Annotated in this window: 19 protein-coding genes and 1 pseudogene; 13 read left to right on the forward strand and 7 right to left on the reverse strand. The window is 68.2% G+C overall.

Translation table 11 applies throughout. The features are described 5' to 3' along the window. Nucleotides 1–11: 11 nt before the first annotated feature. Nucleotides 12–989: an HpcH/HpaI aldolase/citrate lyase family protein gene (locus tag ON43_RS27585; protein WP_040812111.1), complete on the reverse strand. Its 978-nt coding sequence runs from the start codon at nt 987–989 to the stop codon at nt 12–14. A gap of 136 nt (nt 990–1125) precedes the next feature. Between ON43_RS27585 and ON43_RS27590 the strand changes: the two genes are divergently transcribed. The 9 genes and pseudogenes from ON43_RS27590 (at nt 1126) to ON43_RS46405 (ending at nt 10064) form a co-directional block, all read left to right on the forward strand. Continuing rightward, complete coding sequence (locus tag ON43_RS27590; protein ID WP_040812113.1) at nt 1126–2451, forward strand: magnesium transporter MgtE N-terminal domain-containing protein; 1326 nt, start codon at nt 1126–1128, stop codon at nt 2449–2451. 47 nt (nt 2452–2498) lie between these two features. Then, nucleotides 2499–3035 carry a DUF1003 domain-containing protein gene (locus ON43_RS27595; RefSeq protein ID WP_086008035.1) on the forward strand — a complete coding sequence of 179 codons (537 nt, stop codon included), beginning with the start codon at nt 2499–2501 and terminating at the stop codon, nt 3033–3035. Nucleotides 3036–3191: 156 nt separating this feature from the next. After that, nucleotides 3192–4607: a lytic transglycosylase domain-containing protein gene (locus tag ON43_RS27600; RefSeq protein ID WP_245568776.1), complete on the forward strand. Its 1416-nt coding sequence runs from the start codon at nt 3192–3194 to the stop codon at nt 4605–4607. Between the two features lie 176 nt (nt 4608–4783). Beyond that, on the forward strand, nt 4784–5650 hold the full coding sequence (locus ON43_RS27605; RefSeq protein ID WP_040812116.1) for a lytic transglycosylase domain-containing protein: 867 nt from the start codon (nt 4784–4786) through the stop codon (nt 5648–5650). An 18-nt stretch (nt 5651–5668) separates the two neighbouring features. Next, nucleotides 5669–6805 carry an Mrp/NBP35 family ATP-binding protein gene (locus tag ON43_RS27610; RefSeq protein ID WP_040812118.1) on the forward strand — a complete coding sequence of 379 codons (1137 nt, stop codon included), beginning with the start codon at nt 5669–5671 and terminating at the stop codon, nt 6803–6805. A gap of 238 nt (nt 6806–7043) precedes the next feature. After that, a pseudogene (locus tag ON43_RS45785) lies at nt 7044–7331 on the forward strand (DivIVA domain-containing protein); the annotation flags it as partial. A 239-nt stretch (nt 7332–7570) separates the two neighbouring features. Then, nucleotides 7571–8143: a DNA-3-methyladenine glycosylase I gene (locus ON43_RS27620; protein ID WP_040812120.1), complete on the forward strand. Its 573-nt coding sequence runs from the start codon at nt 7571–7573 to the stop codon at nt 8141–8143. A gap of 165 nt (nt 8144–8308) precedes the next feature. Then, nucleotides 8309–8476, forward strand: a complete 168-nt coding sequence (locus tag ON43_RS43955) for a DUF3117 domain-containing protein (protein ID WP_083913774.1) — start codon at nt 8309–8311, stop codon at nt 8474–8476. Between the two features lie 49 nt (nt 8477–8525). After that, nucleotides 8526–10064 (forward strand): methyltransferase domain-containing protein, encoded by a 1539-nt coding sequence (locus tag ON43_RS46405; RefSeq protein ID WP_051179348.1) that lies wholly within the window; start codon nt 8526–8528, stop codon nt 10062–10064. On the opposite strand, the gene ON43_RS27630 is transcribed toward ON43_RS46405, so the two are convergent. After that, nucleotides 10049–10945 carry a LysR family transcriptional regulator gene (locus tag ON43_RS27630; protein ID WP_040812122.1) on the reverse strand — a complete coding sequence of 299 codons (897 nt, stop codon included), beginning with the start codon at nt 10943–10945 and terminating at the stop codon, nt 10049–10051. The genes ON43_RS46405 and ON43_RS27630 overlap by 16 nt on opposite strands. A gap of 70 nt (nt 10946–11015) precedes the next feature. Here ON43_RS27630 and ON43_RS27635 point away from each other — a divergent pair, with 70 nt between their 5' ends. Further along, nucleotides 11016–11540 (forward strand): GNAT family N-acetyltransferase, encoded by a 525-nt coding sequence (locus ON43_RS27635; protein ID WP_218003377.1) that lies wholly within the window; start codon nt 11016–11018, stop codon nt 11538–11540. Nucleotides 11541–11568: 28 nt separating this feature from the next. On the opposite strand, the gene glgA is transcribed toward ON43_RS27635, so the two are convergent. Beyond that, on the reverse strand, nt 11569–12738 hold the full coding sequence (gene glgA / locus ON43_RS27640; protein WP_040812152.1) for a glycogen synthase: 1170 nt from the start codon (nt 12736–12738) through the stop codon (nt 11569–11571). Nucleotides 12739–12885: 147 nt separating this feature from the next. Between glgA and glgC the strand changes: the two genes are divergently transcribed. The 3 genes from glgC (at nt 12886) to ON43_RS27655 (ending at nt 16704) form a co-directional block, all read left to right on the forward strand. After that, entirely contained in the window at nt 12886–14100 is a 1215-nt protein-coding gene (glgC, locus tag ON43_RS27645; RefSeq protein WP_040812124.1) for a glucose-1-phosphate adenylyltransferase, read from the forward strand. A gap of 125 nt (nt 14101–14225) precedes the next feature. Beyond that, nucleotides 14226–15410 carry a DUF7373 family lipoprotein gene (locus ON43_RS27650; protein ID WP_040812126.1) on the forward strand — a complete coding sequence of 395 codons (1185 nt, stop codon included), beginning with the start codon at nt 14226–14228 and terminating at the stop codon, nt 15408–15410. 82 nt (nt 15411–15492) lie between these two features. Next, a complete protein-coding gene (locus ON43_RS27655; protein ID WP_040812128.1) occupies nt 15493–16704 on the forward strand; it encodes a DUF7373 family lipoprotein in 1212 nt (403 codons plus the stop codon). A gap of 34 nt (nt 16705–16738) precedes the next feature. Here the strand turns inward: ON43_RS27655 and ON43_RS27660 are convergent, their stop codons facing one another. The 4 genes from ON43_RS27660 to ON43_RS27675 all read right to left on the reverse strand — a co-directional run. After that, a complete protein-coding gene (locus ON43_RS27660; protein WP_040812130.1) occupies nt 16739–17221 on the reverse strand; it encodes a hypothetical protein in 483 nt (160 codons plus the stop codon). 72 nt (nt 17222–17293) lie between these two features. After that, on the reverse strand, nt 17294–17512 hold the full coding sequence (locus tag ON43_RS27665) for a hypothetical protein (protein WP_040812132.1): 219 nt from the start codon (nt 17510–17512) through the stop codon (nt 17294–17296). A gap of 151 nt (nt 17513–17663) precedes the next feature. Then, nucleotides 17664–19322 carry an ABC transporter permease gene (locus ON43_RS27670; RefSeq protein ID WP_086008032.1) on the reverse strand — a complete coding sequence of 553 codons (1659 nt, stop codon included), beginning with the start codon at nt 19320–19322 and terminating at the stop codon, nt 17664–17666. Continuing rightward, a partial coding sequence (locus ON43_RS27675) for an ATP-binding protein DrrA1-3 family domain-containing protein (RefSeq protein ID WP_040812134.1) occupies nt 19323–19727 on the reverse strand: 405 nt, incomplete at its 5' end.

Raw genomic sequence — 19727 nt, forward strand, 5'->3', positions numbered from 1 at the left:
CCTCCATCATGCTATTTCGCGTCCACGGTCGGGGGGATGAAACGCGTGGTTCGCGCCATTCCCGCCGCCCGACCCTTATCAGCTATGACCTGCGCCATCTTCGCGCTGGCCTCATCGATCATCTCGTCGCCCAGCATGACCGCGCCGCGGGCACCGCCGTCGACGGAGGTGTGGAAGGCGTAGGCGTCCAAAATCTCCTCGGCCCGGTCGTAATCGCTCTGACGTGGGCTGAAGATCTCGTTGCAGGCGGTGATCTGGTCCGGGTGCAGCACCCACTTGCCGTCGAAACCCAGTGCGGCGGTACGGGATGCGTTGCGGCGGAAACCGTCGATATCGCGCACCGCGAGGTAGGGCCCGTCGATGGCCTGCAGGCCGTGCGCCCGCGCCGCGAGCAAGATCGTCATATAGATGTGGTGATACGCGTCACCGGGCTCGTAGCCCTCGGGCTGCTCACCCACCACCAGGGTGCGCATATTGATCGACGCCATGAAGTCGGCGGGCCCGAACACCAGCGTCTGCACCCGCGGGCTCGCGGTGGCGATGGCGTCGATATTGCGCAGCCCCAGCGCGTTCTCGATCTGCGGCTCGATCCCGATCCGGCCGACCGGCAGGCCGTTGGCCTTCTCCAGCTGGGTCAGCAGCAGATCCAGCGCCTGTACCTGGCCCGCGTCGATCACCTTGGGCAACAGGATGGCGTCCAGCTCGGAGCCCGCGCCCTCCACCACCGTGATGACGTCGGCGTAGGTGTACTCGGTGCTCCAATCATTGACCCGCACAACGCGAATCTGATCGCCCCAGCCGCCCGAGTTCAGCGCCGCCACGATATTGGCCCGGGCCGCCGCCTTGGCCGCCGGCGCGACCGCGTCCTCGAGGTCCAGGAACACCTCGTCCGCGGCCAGCCCCTTGGCCTTCTCGATCATGCGCGGGTTGCTGCCGGGCACGGCGAGCACCGACCGGCGCACACTCTTGACCGATCCAGGCGATGTCATCCCTCACTCCTTGTCCATTTCGGCGTGCTCGGAGCCCCTGCGTGGTTACGCAAGCTGCCTCCTCCGGGGCTTGACCGAGCCCGCCAGCACGTGGCGCGACATTTCGGACGCGTTCGACCCACTAGCCTTATCAAGCATGGCAGCGACGAAGGTTTTCGCCGCCCGGTTGGCGGGCTTGGTGGTACTGGGACCGGACGGCGAGTCTATCGGCCGCCTCCGCGACATCGTGATCTCCATACGGTACGACCGCCAGCAGCCCCGGGTCCTCGGCATCCTGGTCGAACTGCCCACCCGCAAGCGGATTTTCGTGCCCATGCTGCGGGTCCAGGCCGTCGATCCGGGTGCGGTCACGCTCACCACCGGGACCATCAGCGTCCGGCGATTCGAGCAGCGGCCCGGCGAGTTGCTGGCCGTCGCGCAGATCCTGGACTCCACGGTCAAGGTCAACGATCCCGAACTCCCGCAACTCGCCGACGCCGATGTGGTCGTGGTCGATCTGGGCGTCGAGCAGGGCCGCACCCGCGACTGGGTGGTCTCGCGGGTCGCCGTGCGCGAACGCCGCCGCCTCGGGGTCGGTTTCGGGCGGCGCGGCGCGGTGCACGTGGTCGACTGGGCGATGGTGCGCGGGCTCACCCAGACCGAACTCAACCTGCCCGGCCAGGACGTCACCCAGCTGCTCGGCCAGTTCGAGGGCATGCGACCCGCCGACGTCGCGCACATGCTGCGCGAACTGCCACACAAGCGCCGCATCGAGGTGGCCTCGGCCTTCGACGACGAGCGACTCGCCGACGTGGTGCAGGAACTTCCCGAGAACGATCAGGTGGAACTGCTCGAACAGCTCGGCGTGGAACGCGCCGCCGACCTGCTCGAGGCCATGGACCCCGACGACGCCGCCGACCTGCTGGGCGAGCTGCCCGCGGGCGAGGCGGAATCGCTGCTGGCGCTGATGGATCCGGAGGACTCCGAACCGGTGCGCCGCCTGCTCGAGCACGCGCCCTACACCGCCGGTGGTCTGATGACCCCGGACGCGGTGGTGCTGACCGCGTCCACCACGGTCGCCGAGGCGCTCGCCCGCATCCGCGATCCGGAGCTGACCCCCGCCCTGGCCTCGATGGCCTTCGTGGTCCGCCCGCCCACCGCCACGCCGACCGGCCGCTACCTGGGCTGCGTGCATTTCCAGCAGCTGCTGCGGGAACCACCCGCGAACATGGTCGGCGGCATCGTCGACACCGATCTGGTGCAGTTGCGGCCCGAGGCCCCGCTGACCGCCGTGACCCGCTACTTCGCCACCTACAACCTGGTGTGCGGACCGGTGGTGGACGCGGAGAATCATCTACTGGGCGCCGTCACCGTCGACGACGTGCTCGACCATCTGCTGCCCGAGGATTGGCGCGAGCAGGACGAAGACCATCACGACGTGCACGGTGTGCCCGTGATCGAGGGGACGGGAGGCCGCGCGTGAGCGAACGGCTGGAGAAACTCAGCGCCCGCCAGCGCCTCGAAACGCCCATGGAGAACCGCTTCCGCGGGCTGGACTGGGATGCCGAGGCGCTCGCCCGCACCAGCGAGCAGATCGCCCGATTCCTGGGCACGGGGCGCTATCTGGTGATCCAGACCGTGGTCGTGGTGGTGTGGATTCTGCTCAACGTCTTCGCCGTCACCCTGCGCTGGGATCCGTACCCGTTCATCCTGCTGAACCTCGCGTTCTCCACCCAGGCCGCCTACGCCGCGCCGCTGATCCTCTTGGCGCAGAACCGTCAGGACAATCGCGACCGGGTGTCCTTGGAGGAGGACCGGTCCCGAGCGGCCCAGACGAAGGCCGACACCGAATTCCTGGCGCGCGAACTGGCGGCGCTGCGGCTGGCCGTAGGCGAGGTCGCCACGCGCGACTACGTGCGCAGGGAACTGGACGACATCAAGGAGACCCTGGTCAGATTGGAGAAACTGGCGGTCGGCGGGGAGGTCGTCAGGGTCAAGAAAGCAAAGAAGAGTACCGAGCGGAAGACGGACGAGGTCGCAATTTCGGCACAAAAAGATGGCGACTGACCACAGAAGTTGTTCCGAACGAGCTGACTCATGGGTAACCTGGATCACGTTGTTCCGAGCGACCGACCCAGACACTGCCGCAGTATGAGTGTCACCCCCGGGAACCGGCCGCACGACTGAGGGGATTGTGTGGTGGCGAAGAGAATATCTGCTCCGGTGACAGCGTCGGCGCTGTTGATAGCGGGCCTGGTCACCGCCGGTTCGACCACCAATACCACGGTTCACACCGCCGCCCCGCAGGCCGCTCCGGACGCCTTGCTGGCGGCCGCCTCGGCGCACAACGCGAGCGTGAACAGTCCCGTCGAAACGCCCTCGGATCAAACCGTAGGGCTGGTTCCGGCGGCTCCGGAGGCCCCCCGCAAACTCAGCGCAATGACCCCGCCCGCGGACGGCGTCCCGCTCTTCGGCGGCACCGTTCCGCTGCACGACATCGCCCTGCCCGGCGGCAGCGGCGTGCTCGGAATTCCCGAGATCGTGCTGGCCGCCTACCGCAATGCCGAACTGGCGCTGCAGTCCTCGGACCCGAACTGCCACCTGCCGTGGTACCTGCTGGCCGGCATCGGCCGCATCGAGTCCAACCACGCCGACAACGGCCGCACCGATGCCGCGGGCACCACGGTCAGCCCGATCTACGGCCCGGCGCTGGACGGCACGCTGCCCGGCAACGAGATCATCAAGGCCGCCGACGGCAACTACGTGCGCGCCATCGGGCCCATGCAGTTCCTGCCCAGCACCTGGTCGGTGTACGCCGCCAATGGAAAGGGCAGCGGCACACCGGATCCCAACAACGTCTTCGACGCGGCATTGGCGGCGGGCAAGTACCTGTGCTCGGGCGGGCTGGATCTGGCCGATTCGCAGCAGCAGCTGCGGGCCGTGCTGCGCTACAACAACTCCGTCGCCTACGCGGCCAATGTGCTCAGCTGGGCCAACGCCTACAAGACCGGCGGCGCGCCGCAGCAGGTCACCATTTCCCCGGATCTGGTGCCCAACAACTACGTTCCGGTCAGCGGTCCCGATATCACGGTGGCCTCCACCACGATTCCGGCCACCACCGAGGCCGAGACCACGCAGCCGACCACCACGGTCCAGACGCCGACCCAGGTGATGATCACCATCCCGGGTCTGCCGCCGATCCCCTGCGGCATCTTCTGCCCGGCCCCGGTCCAGCCCGCGAATCCCTGTGAGCAGGCGGCGGTTCCGGCGAATCCGGATCAGAAGCTGCCCGAGAGCGGTACGCCCGGCGAGCAGGTGATCGGGTCCGACGGGCAGCCGGTCACGACCGCCGAGGGCAAGCCGATCGTGTTCGGCCCCGACGGCAAGCCGGTGGTCAAGGATCAGGCGCTCACCAGTTGCAATGTCCAGGCGGGACAGCAGGATCAGCCGCAGCAGGCCGTCCAGCAACCGCAGGATCAGCAAACTGTTCAGCCGACCAAGACGCCCGAGCCCGAGCCGATGGCACCGGCGGATTCCGCTCCGGACACCGTCGAAACCACCACTCCCGCGCCCGGCATCACGCTGCCGTTCGGCATCACGATTCCGCTGCCGGTTCCGGCGCCCGCGCCCGCCCCGTAACGAATGTGTGATTCGCGAGTTTCGGAGCGTCGCTCCGGAACTCGCGTTTGACTTGGGATTACTTCGAAACCTGAGAATTGGTCACGAAGTAGTAACGGGAAGGTCTCAGATAAGGTAACGTGGCTTCCACTGCATCACCCCGGTATCTACCGATGGCAATGGAGGGTCACCACACAGTGGGTCGTCACCGCAAACCCCCGGTCCCGAAGGTTCGCCGTGGATCGGTCATCGCATTAACCGGGCTGGTGCCCGCCGGACTCGCCACAGTTACCGGAGCCGGCGACGGGCACCTCACCGACAAGCTCACCGCCACCGTCCAGCAACAGCTGTCCAACGACGGGGACGAGCAACTACCCAGACCCGAGGCGGCCGAACCCGCCGCCGCTCCGGAACCGCTGCTGCACGAGGCCAAACAGGTTGGGCCCGTTGGCCCTCCGCAGGTGAAGACCGTCGCGCAGCCGGACGACCGGATGCCGTCGGCGCGCCCCGCCGGACCGCTCGGCATGCCGGGCGTGGCGTACGACGCCTACCAGAACGCGGAACATGTTCTGGCCGTGGAGAATCCGACCTGCAATATGCCGTGGAACCTGCTGGCCGGCATCGGCCGCGTCGAATCCACCCACGGCTTCGGCAAGATCGACGACAACGGGTATCCGCTGCAGAACGTCTACGGACCGGTCCTGGACGGAAGTCTGTACGGCAACAACGTGATCGCGACCGCCGAGGGCGGCGACCTGGACGGACTGTCGGGCAGCTACCGGCGCGCCGTGGGCCCCATGCAGTTCCTGCCCGAGACCTGGCGCAAGTACGCGGCCGACGGCAATGGCGACGGCATCGCCGATCCGCAGAACATGTACGACGCCACGCTGACCGCGGGCAAGTACCTCTGCCAGGGCGGCCTCGACATGCGCGATCCGGGCCAGCAGACCCGGGCCATCCTCCGCTACAACAACTCCATGGCCTACGTCGCGAATGTGATGGCCTGGGAGACCGCGTACGGCTCCGGCGTCTCGCCCTCACCCGCCGCCCTGCCACGGATCTAGCGTCCCTAGACTGGCGGCATGCCAGTGGTAACGGAATCGGATGTGCGGGGCGCGCTCGCGAAGGTGAACGACCCGGAGATCCGGAAGCCGATCACCGAGCTGGGCATGGTGAAGAGCGTCGAGGTCGGCGCGGATAGCAGTGTCCACGTTGTGATCTACCTGACGACGTCGGCGTGCCCGATGAAAACCGCCATCCAGGAACGGGTCACGAAGGCCGTGGCCGACGTGGCCGGGGTCGGCGCGATCACCGTCGAGCTCGACGTCATGAACGACGAGCAGCGCACCGAACTGCGCCGCAAGCTGCGCGGCGATGCCGCCGAACCGGTCATCCCGTTCGCCCAGCCGGGCTCGCTGACCCGCGTGTACGCGGTCGCGTCCGGTAAGGGCGGCGTCGGAAAGTCTTCCGTCACCGTGAATCTCGCGGCCGCCATGGCCGCCAAGGGGCTGTCGGTCGGTGTCCTCGACGCCGACATCTACGGCCACAGCGTGCCGCGCATGCTGGGCACCGATCAGCGGCCGACCCAGGTCGAGCGGATGATCATGCCGCCCATCGCGCACGACGTGAAGGTCATCTCGATCTCCATGTTCACCCAGGGCAACACGCCCGTGGTGTGGCGCGGCCCGATGCTGCACCGCGCACTGCAGCAGTTCCTGGCCGACGTGTTCTGGGGCGATCTCGACATCCTCCTGCTGGACCTGCCGCCGGGCACCGGCGACGTGGCCATCTCGCTCGCCCAGCTGATCCCCAACGCGGAGATCCTGGTCGTCACCACCCCGCAGCTGGCCGCGGCCGAGGTCGCCGAGCGGGCCGGGTCCATCGCGCTGCAGACGCGGCAGCGCATCGCCGGTGTCATCGAGAACATGTCGTGGCTGGATCTGCCCGACGGCTCCCGCATGGAGCTCTACGGCTCCGGCGGCGGGCAGACCGTGGCCGACAACCTGACCAAGGCGATCGGCGCCAATGTGCCGCTGCTGGGCCAGATCCCGATCGAGCAGCAGCTGCGCGAGGCCGGCGACGAGGGCACCCCGATCGTGCTGCGCGCCCCGGAGAGCGCCTCCGGCAAGGCCCTGCTGGAGATCTCCGACAAGCTCGCCGTCCGCCGCCGCGGCCTCGCGGGCATGTCCCTCAGCATCGACACCACCCGCCACCTGTAACCGCCTCCGCGGATCCCCCCGTCATTCCGGCGTGCTTTTGGCCGGAATCCACCCTGTCCGCTGTGGATCCCGGCCAAATACGCGCCGGGATGACGAGGTAGTGCACGCCGGGATGACGAGGTAGTGCACGCCGAGATGACGAGGTTTTGCTCTCCCGTTGTGAGGCAAGGAATTCGAGGGCCGGATTCCGCCAGGGGCTAGGGCGGTCGTGGGCGGGCGCTGCACCTAAGCTCGGGGCATGCTCACGATGCTGCTGTACGTGCTGATCGTCGGATTGGTCGCCGCGCTGCTGTTCCTGGTGGCGAGTGCGATCTTCGGGCGCTCCGAGGAGCTCGGGCCGCTACCGGAGGGGACGACCGTCACCGTGCTGCCCGCCTCGGGCATCAGCGCCTGCGATGTGCGCGCGCTGCGGTTCCAGCAGGTGTTCCGCGGGTACAAGGCGGGCGAGGTGGACTGGGCGCTGACGCGGCTCGCGGCACGCATCGACGAGTTGGAGGGGCAGCTGGCCCGCGCGACGGCAGGGGCGACGGGGGCGACGGGCGCGGCGCAATCGCAGTCCACGGCCGAACCGTCCCCGAATGGTGGCGCTCCCATTCCACAGGTGCTGCCCGGCGAGTCCGCCCCGGCCGCGCCGATTCCGACTCCCGCTCCCATTCCGGCTCCTGCCCCAGCACCCGCACCGGCACCGGCACCGGCCGAGTCCACGACCTCCACCGCCGAGGTCACAACGACCCCGGTTCAGCGGAGCGAGGAGCCGGGTCCGCGATGACAACGGAATCGAACGGCGACGGCCGGATTCGCTGCGGGTGGTCGGAAGGTAGCCAGCTTTATCGGGATTACCACGATCAGGAGTGGGGACAGCCGCTGCACGGCGATGACGCGCTTTTCGAGCGAATGTGCCTCGAGGCGTTTCAGTCGGGTTTGGCGTGGATCACGATTTTGCGGAAGCGGCCCGCCTTCCGGACGGCATTCGAGGGCTTCGCGATCGAGCGGGTGGCGGAGTTCGGAGAGGCCGACGTGGAACGCCTCATGGCGGATCCGGGCATTGTTCGCAATCGCGCCAAAATACTGGCCAGCGTCCACAATGCGCGGGTTGCCCGGGATCTCGGGGAGAGCCTGGACACACTGCTCTGGTCCTATGCCCCGGCCCCGCGCAAACGGCCCCGGAGCCTGTCCGATGTGCCCGCTGTCACAGCCGAATCCACCGCTCTCGCAAAAGAACTCAAGCGGCGCGGGTTCAAATTCGTGGGGCCCACGACCGCCTACGCACTCATGCAGGCGACAGGGATGGTAGACGATCACATCAGCGATTGCTGGGTGAATGTGAGTACTCGTTGAACGCCACGTCGGTCGGTTTTTGGAACTCAGGTACCCGCCCCGATCCGCGATAGGGAAGAATGGGCTAGGTGCGGCCCGCCACATACCGGCGGGCTGCCTGGTTGGTGACAACTGGAGTTCCATGAAAGTGCGCAGCAGACCGCGCAGATCTGGAGGGAGCAGAGGATGGCGGCCATGAAGCCCCGCACCGGGGACGGTCCCCTCGAGGCAACCAAGGAAGGGCGTGGAATCGTGATGCGGGTTCCACTCGAGGGTGGCGGGCGGCTGGTCGTCGAGCTCACGCCGGATGAAGCCGCAGCGCTGGGTGAAGAACTCACCAAAGTCACCGCCTAGCAGCGAAAACTCAACCCACGGGACGTTCGGGGGCCCCGCCCCCGACCCCTTGGGGAACACCGGGGCCGATGCCCCCCACCTCGACGCAGTCGAGCCCTCCCCCGCGGACCGGCTCATCGCCTGCGCCGATCTTTTGGCCTGCCCACACTGCGGCCACCCCCTCGCGGCTCCCGTACCCGACCCGACCGTCGGCGACACACCCCCTCGAGCCCGCACCCTGACCTGCCCCACCGGCCACACCTTCGACCTGGCCAAACAGGGCTACATCACCCTCCTCACCGGCGCCTCCACCAAAATGACCGGCGACACCCCGGCCATGCTCGACGCCCGAGCCGCCTTCCAATCCGCCGGCCATTTCGCCCCCATCGCCGAAGTCGTCGCAGCGAAGGTGGCGACCGCCATCGTCCGCCGCGACATGAGCCGGGACCCGGCGGTGCCCTATGCGGCCGCCGACCCGATATCCCGCCCCGCCGTCGATCTCGATACAGCAGTATTCGGAGCGGAATCGCAAACGGCTGCCAACGCGGCCGAGAACTCGTCGGTCACCGGGCGCGACATCGATCCCGCGACCCCGGTGAGCGATACCGCGGCCCAGCTGAGCGGTGGCGCTTCCAGTGAACCCGACGAGGCGGCGCCGACTCGAAATCACGAGCGCCGCGCCGGTACTACCGCGCCAGGAAGATCGGTTGCCTCGATCTTCGAGGCGCAGCCACCTCCCCCACCGCGCGAAGGTGATTCGGCGGACCCGGTCGGCGGCGGCGACCCCGGTCGTCGCGGCCCAGCGGCGTCGGCTCGGCGCATTGGGCTCCGCACTGGAATCGCCACGCCCGGAATGTCCGTTGTTGCACCCTCGGTGGCACGGCTGGCCGCGAAACTCCTAACCGTGACCCCAACCGGCACGGGCGCACCACGAAGCACGGCGTCCGCGACAGCCGTCGCCACTCGGGGACGATTCGGTGGCACACCCGATGCGCGGGCGAATGTGACGGCGGCGGCCTCGAATTCGATCGTGCCGCCGGGTCCAGCGGTGGTGGAGATCGGGGCGGGGACCGGGTATTACCTGGCGGCGGTGCTCGATGCCGTGCTCGGGGCGCGGGGGATCGCGTTGGATGTGTCGAAGGCGGCGGCGCGGCGGGCGGCGCGGGCGCATCCGCGGGCCGGGTCGGTCATGGCCGACGCCTGGCGCGGGTTGCCGATACGGGATGCGGCGGCACGTGTCGTGGTGTGCGTGTTCGCGCCGCGCAATGCCGATGAGGTCGCGCGGGTGCTCGGGTCGGGTGGCTGGTTCATCGTGGTGACGCCGACGCCGAAGCATTTGGGGGAGCTGATCGGGCCGCTCGGAATGGTGAGCGTGGATGCGGGCAAACAGGATCGGCTGGCGGGGGCGCTGGGCGAGCGGTTCGAGTTGATGGGGCGGGAACTGGTCGAATACCCGATGGCCTTGAACCGGGCCGATGTCGCGCATGTGGTGGGTATGGGACCGTCGGCGTTTCATGCCGGCGACGAGCGGGTGGAACGGATCGAGGCGCTGCCGGATCCGATGACCGTCACCGCGTCGGTGGTGGTGGCGACCTACCGGGTGCGCTGATTCGGGAGCAGTTCGAGGAGGTTGCGGACCAAGGGGCGGTCCTCGTTTTCTCGGGTGGCGATGTAGATCGTGGTGGCGGCGTCGGTGTCGGCGACGGGGATGATGCGGGCCGAGGCGGGGGCCGTGAAGGTGGCGCTGCGCGGGGCGATGGTGACGCCGAGGCCCGCGGCTACCAGGTAGAGGATGATCGTCCAGTTCGTGGCTTCTTGGACTACGTGGGGGCGGCGGCCGGATTCGAGTAGTGGGGCGAGGTTCTTTTCGTGGGCCAGGCCGCCGGCGGCGCGGGGGAAGAAGACCAGGGGGTTGTCCGCCAGTTCCGCGCCGGTGATCGAATCCCGGTCGGCCAGTGGATGATCGGCGGCGAGCACGGCGACAAACGGTTCGGTGATCAGGGGGACGGTCACGGTGCCGGGTTGGTCGTCGGGGTCGCGGACGATGGCCATGTCGAGGGTGCCGTTGGCGAGGCGTTCCATGAGATGGCTGGTGAAGCCCTCGACCAGATCCACGTCCACGAGCGGGAAGCGGTCGCGGAATTCGCGGACGCCGCGCAGGGGTTCGAGGGGCAGCACCGAGGGGACGAAGCCGAGGTGCAGGGTGCCCTGGCTGCCCTGGCCGATCCGGGTGATCTCGGCGAGGTCGCGTTCGGCGTGGCCGAGCAGGGATGTGGCGCGGTCGCGGAGCACGACGCCCGCGGGGGTGAGGGCGACGGTGCGGGAGGTGCGGTCGAAAAGGCGGGTGCCGAGCAGGGTTTCGAGGCGCTGGATCTGCTGGGTCAGGGCGGGCTGGGCGATGTGCAGGCGGGCGGCGGCGCGGCCGAAGTGCAGTTCGTCGGCGACGGCCAGGAAATAGCGGAGATGGCGCAGCTCCACACCGGTGTTCATAAGTTGATCATATTGATCGCAGTTATCAAGTATTGGACGTTATGGTTCGACCTCGGACATGCTTTCTCTCGTGACTCAGCAGACCGAAGCCGTAACCCCCGAAGCCGACGCGATCGTCGTCGCCCCCATGTCCTCGCCTGCCGACTCTCTGGCTTTCAAGGACGATGCCGTTGCCTTCAAGGACCTCAACCTCGAATGGATCGAGGCCTTCTTCTCGGTCGAGCCCGCCGACCTCATCACCCTCGACAACCCGCAGGCCATTGTCGACGGCGGCGGCGAGGTGCTGATCGCCCGCCTGGACGGCGAGCCCGTCGGGTGTGTCGCCCTGGTCCAGGAGCATCCCGGCGTCTTCGAACTGTCGAAAATGGCGGTGTCGCCGCGCTTCCGGGGCCGCGGCATCGGCCGCGCGATCCTGGCCACCGCCATCGAACGGGTCCGCGACCTGGGTGCGAAGGAATTCTTCCTGGCCAGCAATGCCCGCCTGGCCAGCGCCGTCCACCTCTACGAGTCCATGGGTTTCGTGCACGTCCCGCCGTCGGAGCTACCGCCCAGCCCGTACGACCGCGCCGACGTCTTCATGCGCTACCCGCTCTGAGCCGGCCGCGTTCGGCTCCGAAACCGGTTCAGCCCTTGCGAACCCGGTCGTAGATGCCCGCCGTCTGGGCCGCGATCCGGTTCCAGTCGAACGCGCCGATCGCCCGGTCCCGGCCCGCCGCCCCCATCGCGGCGGCCGTGACCGGGTCCGCGGCAACGGTATTCACGGCCCGGGCCAGCGCCCGCTCGTACTCGTGGGGCGCGGTCTCGTCGTAGTGGACCAGCCGCCCGGTCTCCCCGTGCACCACCACCTCCGGAATCCCGCCCACATCCGAGGCCACCACCGCGGTCCCGCAGGCCATGGCCTCCAGATTCACGATGCCCAGCGGCTCGTACACCGACGGGCACACGAAAACCGTTGCGGCGGCGAGCACCTGGCGCACCAGTTCGGTGGGCAGCATCTCCTTGATCCAGAACACGCCGTCCCGTTCGGCCCGCAGCGCGCGCACCGCGGACGCCACCTCGGCCTCCATGGCGGGCGTGTCGGCGGCCCCGGCCAGCAGCACCAGCTGAATGTCGGGATCCAGATGCCGGGCGGCGGCCAGCAGATGCGAGACGCCCTTCTGCCGGGTGATGCGCCCGACGAACGCCGCGATCGGCCGCTCCTGCGCCACCCCGAGCTCCCCGAGCACGTCCCGCACCCCGAGCGCGGGCCCGCCCGGATGCCACACCTCGGCATCGATCCCGTTGTGCACCACATGGACTTTCGCCGGATCGATGTCCGGATAGGCGGCCAGCACATCCGCGCGCATGCCCTCGCTGACCGCGATCACGGCATCGGCGTAGGCGACGGCATTGTGTTCCGACCAGGACGAGAGCCGGTATCCCCCGCCCAGCTGCTCGGCCTTCCACGGCCGCCGCGGTTCCAGCGAATGCGCGGTCAGCACATGCGGAATCCCGTACAGCTCCGCGGCCAGGTGCCCGGCCAGCCCGGTGTACCAGGTGTGCGAATGCACCACGTCGGCGAAGCCGGCGGCATCGGCCATGCGCAGCTGCGCCGACATCATCTGCAATGCCGAGTTGGCGGCGTAGAGCATCGGATCCGGTTGATGCACCACGGCATCCGTGCGCGCGACGCCCATGCAGTGCACGGTGACATCGCACAATTCCCGTAGTCGCGGCACCAGTTCGGTCACATGCACGCCTGCCCCGCCGTACACCTCGGGCGGGTATTCGCGGGTCATCATGGCCACTCGCAGTCCGCGAGTTCCGTCCGCGCCGTAACTCACCGATCCAAACTAGACGTTAGCCACGTGGCTAACCAATCGACGCGGCCCGCAAGATCGCGACGAACACGGGACATGCTGGACATTCGGGGTTCCCCTACAGGCGGTAGTTTCAGAGGTGTGAGGAGCCAGCCGCACGTACTCGGGATCGTGCTCGCCGGTGGCGAGGGCAAGCGACTCTTCCCGCTCACCAAGGACCGCGCCAAGCCCGCGGTTCCGTTCGGCGGCGCGTACCGGCTCATCGACTTCGTGCTGTCCAATCTGGTGAATGCCGGTTACCTGCGGATCTGTGTGCTGACCCAGTACAAGTCGCATTCGCTGGACCGGCACATCTCCCAGACCTGGCGACTGTCCGGATTCGGCGGCGAGTACATCACCCCGGTCCCGGCGCAGCAGCGGCTCGGCCCGCGCTGGTACACCGGCAGCGCGGACGCGATCATGCAGTCGCTGAACCTGATCTACGACGAGGACCCCGAGTACATCGTGGTCTTCGGCGCCGACCACGTGTACCGCATGGACCCCGAGCAGATGGTGCAGGCGCACATCGACTCCGGCGCGGGCGTCACGGTGGCGGGCATCCGGGTGCCGCGCAGCACGGCCGGCTCCTTCGGCTGCATCGATTCCGACGAATCCGGCCGCATCATCGGCTTTCTGGAGAAGCCCGTGCACCCGCCGGGCACCCCCGACGACCCGAACGTCACCTTCGCCTCCATGGGCAACTACGTCTTCACCACCAAGGTGCTGGTGGACGCCATCCGCGCCGACGCCGACGACAACGACTCCGACCACGACATGGGCGGCGACATCATTCCCGGCCTGGTGCGCTCGGGCGCGGCCGCGGTCTACGACTTCTCCACCAATATCGTCCCCGGCGCGACCGACCGCAGCCGCGGCTACTGGCGTGACGTCGGCACCCTGGACGCCTTCTACGAGGCCCACATGGATCTGGTGTCGGTGGACCCGGTCTTCGACCTCTACAACAAGCACTGGCCGATTCGCGGTGCGGCCGAGAATCTTCCGCCCGCCAAGTTCGGCCGCGGCGGCCTGGCCCAGGAGTCCATCGTGGGCGCGGGCAGCATCCTTTCCGCGGCGACGGTCCGCAATTCGGTGCTGTTCTCCAATGTGATGGTGGAGGACGGCGCGACGGTCGAGGGCAGCGTGATCATGCCCGGCGCCCGCATCGGCCGGGGCGCGGTGGTGCGGCACGCGATCCTGGACAAGAACGTGGTGGTGACCGAGGGCGAGATCATCGGGGTGGATCTGGACCGGGACCGGGAGCGGTTCGCGGTCAGCAATGGCGGCGTGGTGACCGTCGGCAAGGGCATCTGGGTGTAGCCGGGAGTGTGCCCGTTAACGCCCCACCCGGGCGACACGGATAGAGGTGGACAGTAGGCCGATATCGGCCGGAAAATCTTGTGCAACTGGAGCGCTGCCCTCGGGGCCGCGCGGGAGGGAGCATCATGGGCCGCCCGGCACGTGTCGTCACCGCCATCACCTGTCTGGCACTGACCGCGCTATTGGCGGGGTGCGGGAAGTCCGGCACCGCGGTTCCCGGCGAGATCGATGTCCGCACCCTCGACACCGGCTCCTATCCGGTGGACCGCTTCACCTACGACCGCAACAACAACGGCAAGGGCAACACCCTCGAGGGCATCCGGATGACCGCGGCCGTCGCGCCGACCACGAAGATCGACCCCAGCCTGAACATCGGCCGCGGCGGCGCGGTGCTGTCCACGGTCGACGATGTGCTGGATGTCAGCCATCTGGCCGCGGCGGTGCGGGGCGTGCTGACCAATCGGGGTTTCGTGGCCGGGTACGCGGCCAGCGGTTCGGACCGCGCGGACGTCGGCGACCATCCGGACGCCAACGGCACCACCATCACCATCCGGGCGCTGCGCTTCCCCACCACCGATGCCGCCAAGCTGGCCGCCCGGGAGCTCGAGGACGCCGACTTCAATGTGGCGCTGAACGTGAACCAGAAGCTCACCCTGCCCGACTATCCCGATGCCTACGCGCACTGGCGGCCGGGTGTGGCGAACGTCGGTGTCACCATGGCGCACAAGGACTTCGTGATCTCGCTGTTCGTGATCCGGCCCAGCGCCGATTCCAAGGATCTGCTGTCCTGGGCCAAGAAGACCCTGGACGCCGAGGTGCCGGTGCTGGACGCCTTCCAGGAGACGCCCGCCGACCAGATCGCCGGGCTGCCGGTCGATTCCGAGCGGCTGCTGGCCCGCACCCTGGTCGACGACCGCGATCACAAGACCGTCGATCAGGACAATTTCGCGGTGTTCCCGTCCAATTGGCTGATCCTGTTCGCCGATGACATGGGCTTCTGGACCAAGCTGGTCGCCGATACCGGCGCCGACCAATCCTCGGTCACCGATGGCAATTTCGTGATCCGGGTGCGAGATGCCAAGGCGGGCGAGGACTTCGTGACCGGCATGATCGGCAATCTGCAGGAGACCTCCGCCACCGCGCCGGACAAGGTGCCCGACGCCAAGTGCACGCACCGCGCCTCGAGCAAGACGCCCAACCGCTGCTATGTCCGCTACAAGCGCTACGTCGGCGTGGTGAACGGCACCAGCGAGTCCGACGCCCAGAAGAAGGCGGCCGCGCAGTACGCACTGCTGGCCAACAGCCTCTAGGCGGCGGAATCATCTCGAACAACCTGGACAGCCCCCGGGTGCGCGGCCGAAAATTCGGGGTAGCCGTGCGGGAGGGAACGCCATGGGCCGGAGCACCAGGGGCACAACGGTTGTCGCGTCCATCTGCCTGGTGGTCGCCGGGTTGTTGACCGGCTGCGGGCAGGGCGGGCATCCGGTGGCGGCCGAAATGGATGTCCGCACACTGAATGTCGGCGGCATGGCGGTCGACCGCTTCCACTACGACACCGGCGCGGGCGGGCACGGCGATGTGCTGGAGGGCATTCGGATGGCGGCGGCGCTGGCGCCGACGCTGGCCATCGATCAGAGCCTCAATGTCGGCCGGGGCAGCTTCGTGCACACCGACGTCAAGGATCTGGTGAAGTACGACGGACTGCCCGACCTGGCCAAAGCCGTGCTGCAGAGCCACGGTTTCATCGTGGCCTTCGCGGCCAGCGGAGCGGATCGGCCCGATCCCAAGGGCAGTGAGCACGCGGACCCGAACGCGAACCAGGTCAGCATGGTGCTCATGCGCTTCCCCGACGGCGATTCGGCCAAGCTGGCCGCGCGCGAGTTCGAGGACAAGGATTTCGCGGTGGCGCTGCAGCAGAACCAGCGGGTGACGATCGCGGAGTATCCGGACGCGCTCGCGCACTACCGGCCGGGGGTGAACACCATCGGAGTTCGGATGGCGCGCAAGGACTTCGTCCTGTCCATCTTCGCCGGCCGGCCCAGCGCCGATCTGCGGGATCTGCAGAGCCTGGCGAAGCGGACCCTCGATGCCGAGGTGCCGGCCATCGACGCCTTCCAGGAGACGCCCACCGACAAACTGGACACCCTGAAACCCGATCCGGACGGCCTGCTGGCCCGACTGATCACCGACAGGCGCGATGCGGGGCGCGCGCCCGAGCCGGACACCTTCGCGGTCTACCACACGAATTGGATCCTCGACGCCGTGCGAGATCAGGCCACCCGCAAGGCACTGCTGGAGAAGACCGGCACCGAGGCCATCGGATTCGTCGACGCCAACGAGATCTACCGGGTGCGCGATCTCGCGGCGGGCAACGATCTGGTCAGCGGCTTCCTCACCAGTCTCGGCAGCGATTTCGCCACCGACCGGGCGCCGGACAAGGTGCCCAATACCCGGTGCGGCCACTGGACCGATTCCAACGCGGACGACACGTATCGGTGCTTCGTCGGCTACCGGCGCTATGTCGCGGTGGTGTACGCACCCGATCTGGCGGCCGTGCACCGCAAGGCGACGGCCGAGTACGCGCTGCTGGCCAACAGCCTGTAGCGATTCCACTGTGGCGCAGCGAGATTCACGCCTATCAGAACCGGAGGACGTCCGCGTCCAGCAGTCGCCACGCGGCGGGCCGGGCCGTCGACCGGTGCGCGGTCTCGGCACCTTCCGTGTCACCCTCGGCGCAGCGGTGGCATTCGGAATCGCCGTCTGCCCAACCGTTTTCACCGTCGTCCGGATGCACGACGGGTGCGCTGCGCGTGACCGCGTGCGACATGCGGGTGATCCCGCTGCGCGGCGAGCTGTCGTCGCGGAACCAGTAATCACGAAAACCGAACGGCTGCAACAGCGCCCGCAGGAAGGCCGCCCCGTCGGCGGGCAGCACGGTGCGATTCTCGCTCAGAATGTCGACGCCCTGGTGATACCAGACCCGCGCGACCAGTCCCTCGACCGGATCGACCGCGCGGAAGGTGGCGTGACCGTCCGGCGCCAGCCGGAATTCGGCGATGCGCCGCCATTGCCCCGCCTCGCGGAAGTACAACCCGACCACGGCCGGGATCCGCTGCCCCATGGGAACCCCCACTCGTCGAACTACTCCCGTGGAGTATCCGCGCACACGGCCCGGAAACCTCGTCGGTACCGATCAGTTGGGATATCCGGGAACCGGAGTGCGCGCCCCGCAGAACGGTTCACAGGTCCCGGTCGTCGTCGGCACGTAATTCGAGCCCTGATCGTCGAATCGGGCGCCGCTCACCAGCAGCAGGACCAGCAGCGCCCCGAAGATGATGAGCCCGAAGAAAATCAGCGTCGGCCACAGCCATCCCGCAGGGAGATGTATCCCGAGTGCAAGACCCTCATACATGTCCCTCACCTCCTCAGCAGTAATCGATCCACTTACTGGGTTACCACCCGTTTCCACCCGAATCCACCCCTCACCACTGCCCCTCCACCGCCCACACCGCCGAACGGCCGCACCGGAGGTTCCGGTGCGGCCGTTCGCGGGGCGTTCGCGGTCAGGCGGAGCGGAGGTCGCGGCGGCGGAATGCGATGAGGCCCACCGCGATCAAGGCCACGTCGACCAGGAGCAGGGCGATCAGCGGCGTTGCGGTGAAGGGTTCGCCGGGGACCTTCGGGGCGTGCTCGAAGGGGTTGAGATCGCGGAACCATTGCGGCGCACCGGAGAGCGAGCCGAGCAGGAAGATCGCGATGGCGGCGGTCAGGAATCCCCAGGCGACGGTGGTCCAGCGCGGCAGTACGCCGAACAGGAACACGGTCAGCGCCGCGAAGGTCCAGACCGCGGGCACCTGCACCAGGGCGGCCGCGAGGACCTGGCCGGTCTTGGCGCCCACATCACCGGCGGCGCGGCCGTAGACCAGGCCGCCGAGCAGGCCCGCCACCGTCAGCGCCAGCACCGGGCCCAGCAGTGCGAAGCTCAAATGCGAAGCCACCCAGCGGATTCGGGAGACTGCACCGGTGAGCACGATCTCGGCGTGCGCGGTGGTCTCCTCGGCGTGCAGCCGCAGCGCCGCCGACACCGCGTAGGCGGCCGCGCCCACCGCGATCATGGTGAAGCCGTAGCTGATCAGCGCCTTCTCCAGCGATTCCGAGCCGCCCATGCGGGTGATCAGATCGCGAATGGTCTGATTGCTGCCCAGCTGCTTGCCGATGTCGTTGGTGACGCTGCCGATCATCAAGCCGTACAACCCGAGTGCCACGGTCCAGGCCAGCATGGTGCCGCGCTGCAGCCGCCAGGCCAGGCCGAACGGACCGGCCAGCGTGGGCGAGGCGGTCAGTGCGCCCGGCCGCTCGGCGAGCAGCCCCGCACCGACATCCCGGTGTGCCAGCAGGTAATACGCGACCGTGGTGAGCACCAGCGCGGTGAGCACGTGCAGCCCCAGCACCGCGAAGTGATCGCCCGCGTACGGCCGGACCTGCAGCGACCAGCCCTGCGGTGACATCCAGGTGAGCGGACTGGTCGGCCCGTCCCCGGAGCGCACATCACCGATGGCGCGCAGCGTGAAGGTCAGGCCGAGCACCGCGAAGGCGAGCCCGCGCGCCACCCGGGCACTGCCCGACAGCTGCGCGGTCACCGCCGCGACCGAGGCGAACACGATGCCCGAGCCGGCCAGCGCCAGCCCGAAGGCCAGCGAGCCCTCGCGCGGCACGGAAGTGCCCGCCAGACTGGCGAATCCGATCAGTCCGGTGGCCAGCGCCCCGCCGTACGCGACGATCAGCGCGGCGGTCAGCCCCGCGAACCGCCCCACCCGGGTCGACGCCAGCAGTTCGGTGCGCCCGGTCTCCTCGTCGGCGCGGGTGTGCCGGATGACGGTGAGGATGGTCGCCACGCCGATCAGCGTGTAGAACATCCCCGCCTTCCAGATGCCGGTGGCGCCGAGACTGATGTTGTAAACCGGCCCGTACATGGCCAATTCGGCCGGGTTGGAAAGGATCCCGTTGGCGTAGTCCTGGAAGTCGGCCGGCGTGTGATAGATCTTCTCGAGGCTCTTGATGTACACGCTGCCCAACGGCAGCGACAGCAGCAGGATCCACAGCGGCGCCACGATCCGGTCACGCCGCAGATACAGCCGCAGCAGCTTGCCGGTTCCGGTGAAATCCGCTGCGAAGGACGGTGTTTCGAACGCGCGTGGCGCGGTCGCGGTGACGGCGGTCATTTATGACACCTTCTCCCGCTCATCGGACGGGGCCTGCCCGTCGAGTGAATAGTGGCGCAGGAACAGCTCTTCCAGTGTCGGCGGCTGACTGACCAGGCTGCGCACCCCGGCGTCGCCGAGTACCCGGATGAGTTCACCCAGGTGTTCACTGTCGACCTGGCAATGCAGGGTATTGCCATCGACGCTGATGTCCTCGACGCCCGCGAGGCGACTGAGATCGCCTGGGCTGCCGACCATTTCGGCGGTGATGGAGGTTCGCGACAGATGCCGCATCTCGGCCAGCGTGCCGGTCTCGACGGTCTGTCCCGCACGAATGATGGTGACGCGGTTACACAGCCGCTCCACCTCCGACAGGATGTGACTGGAAAGCAGCACCGTCGTACCGCGCTGCAAGGCCTCGGCCAC

Origin of the sequence: Nocardia concava NBRC 100430, from assembly GCF_000308815.1 — a bacterium.
GTDB lineage: Bacteria > Actinomycetota > Actinomycetes > Mycobacteriales > Mycobacteriaceae > Nocardia > Nocardia concava.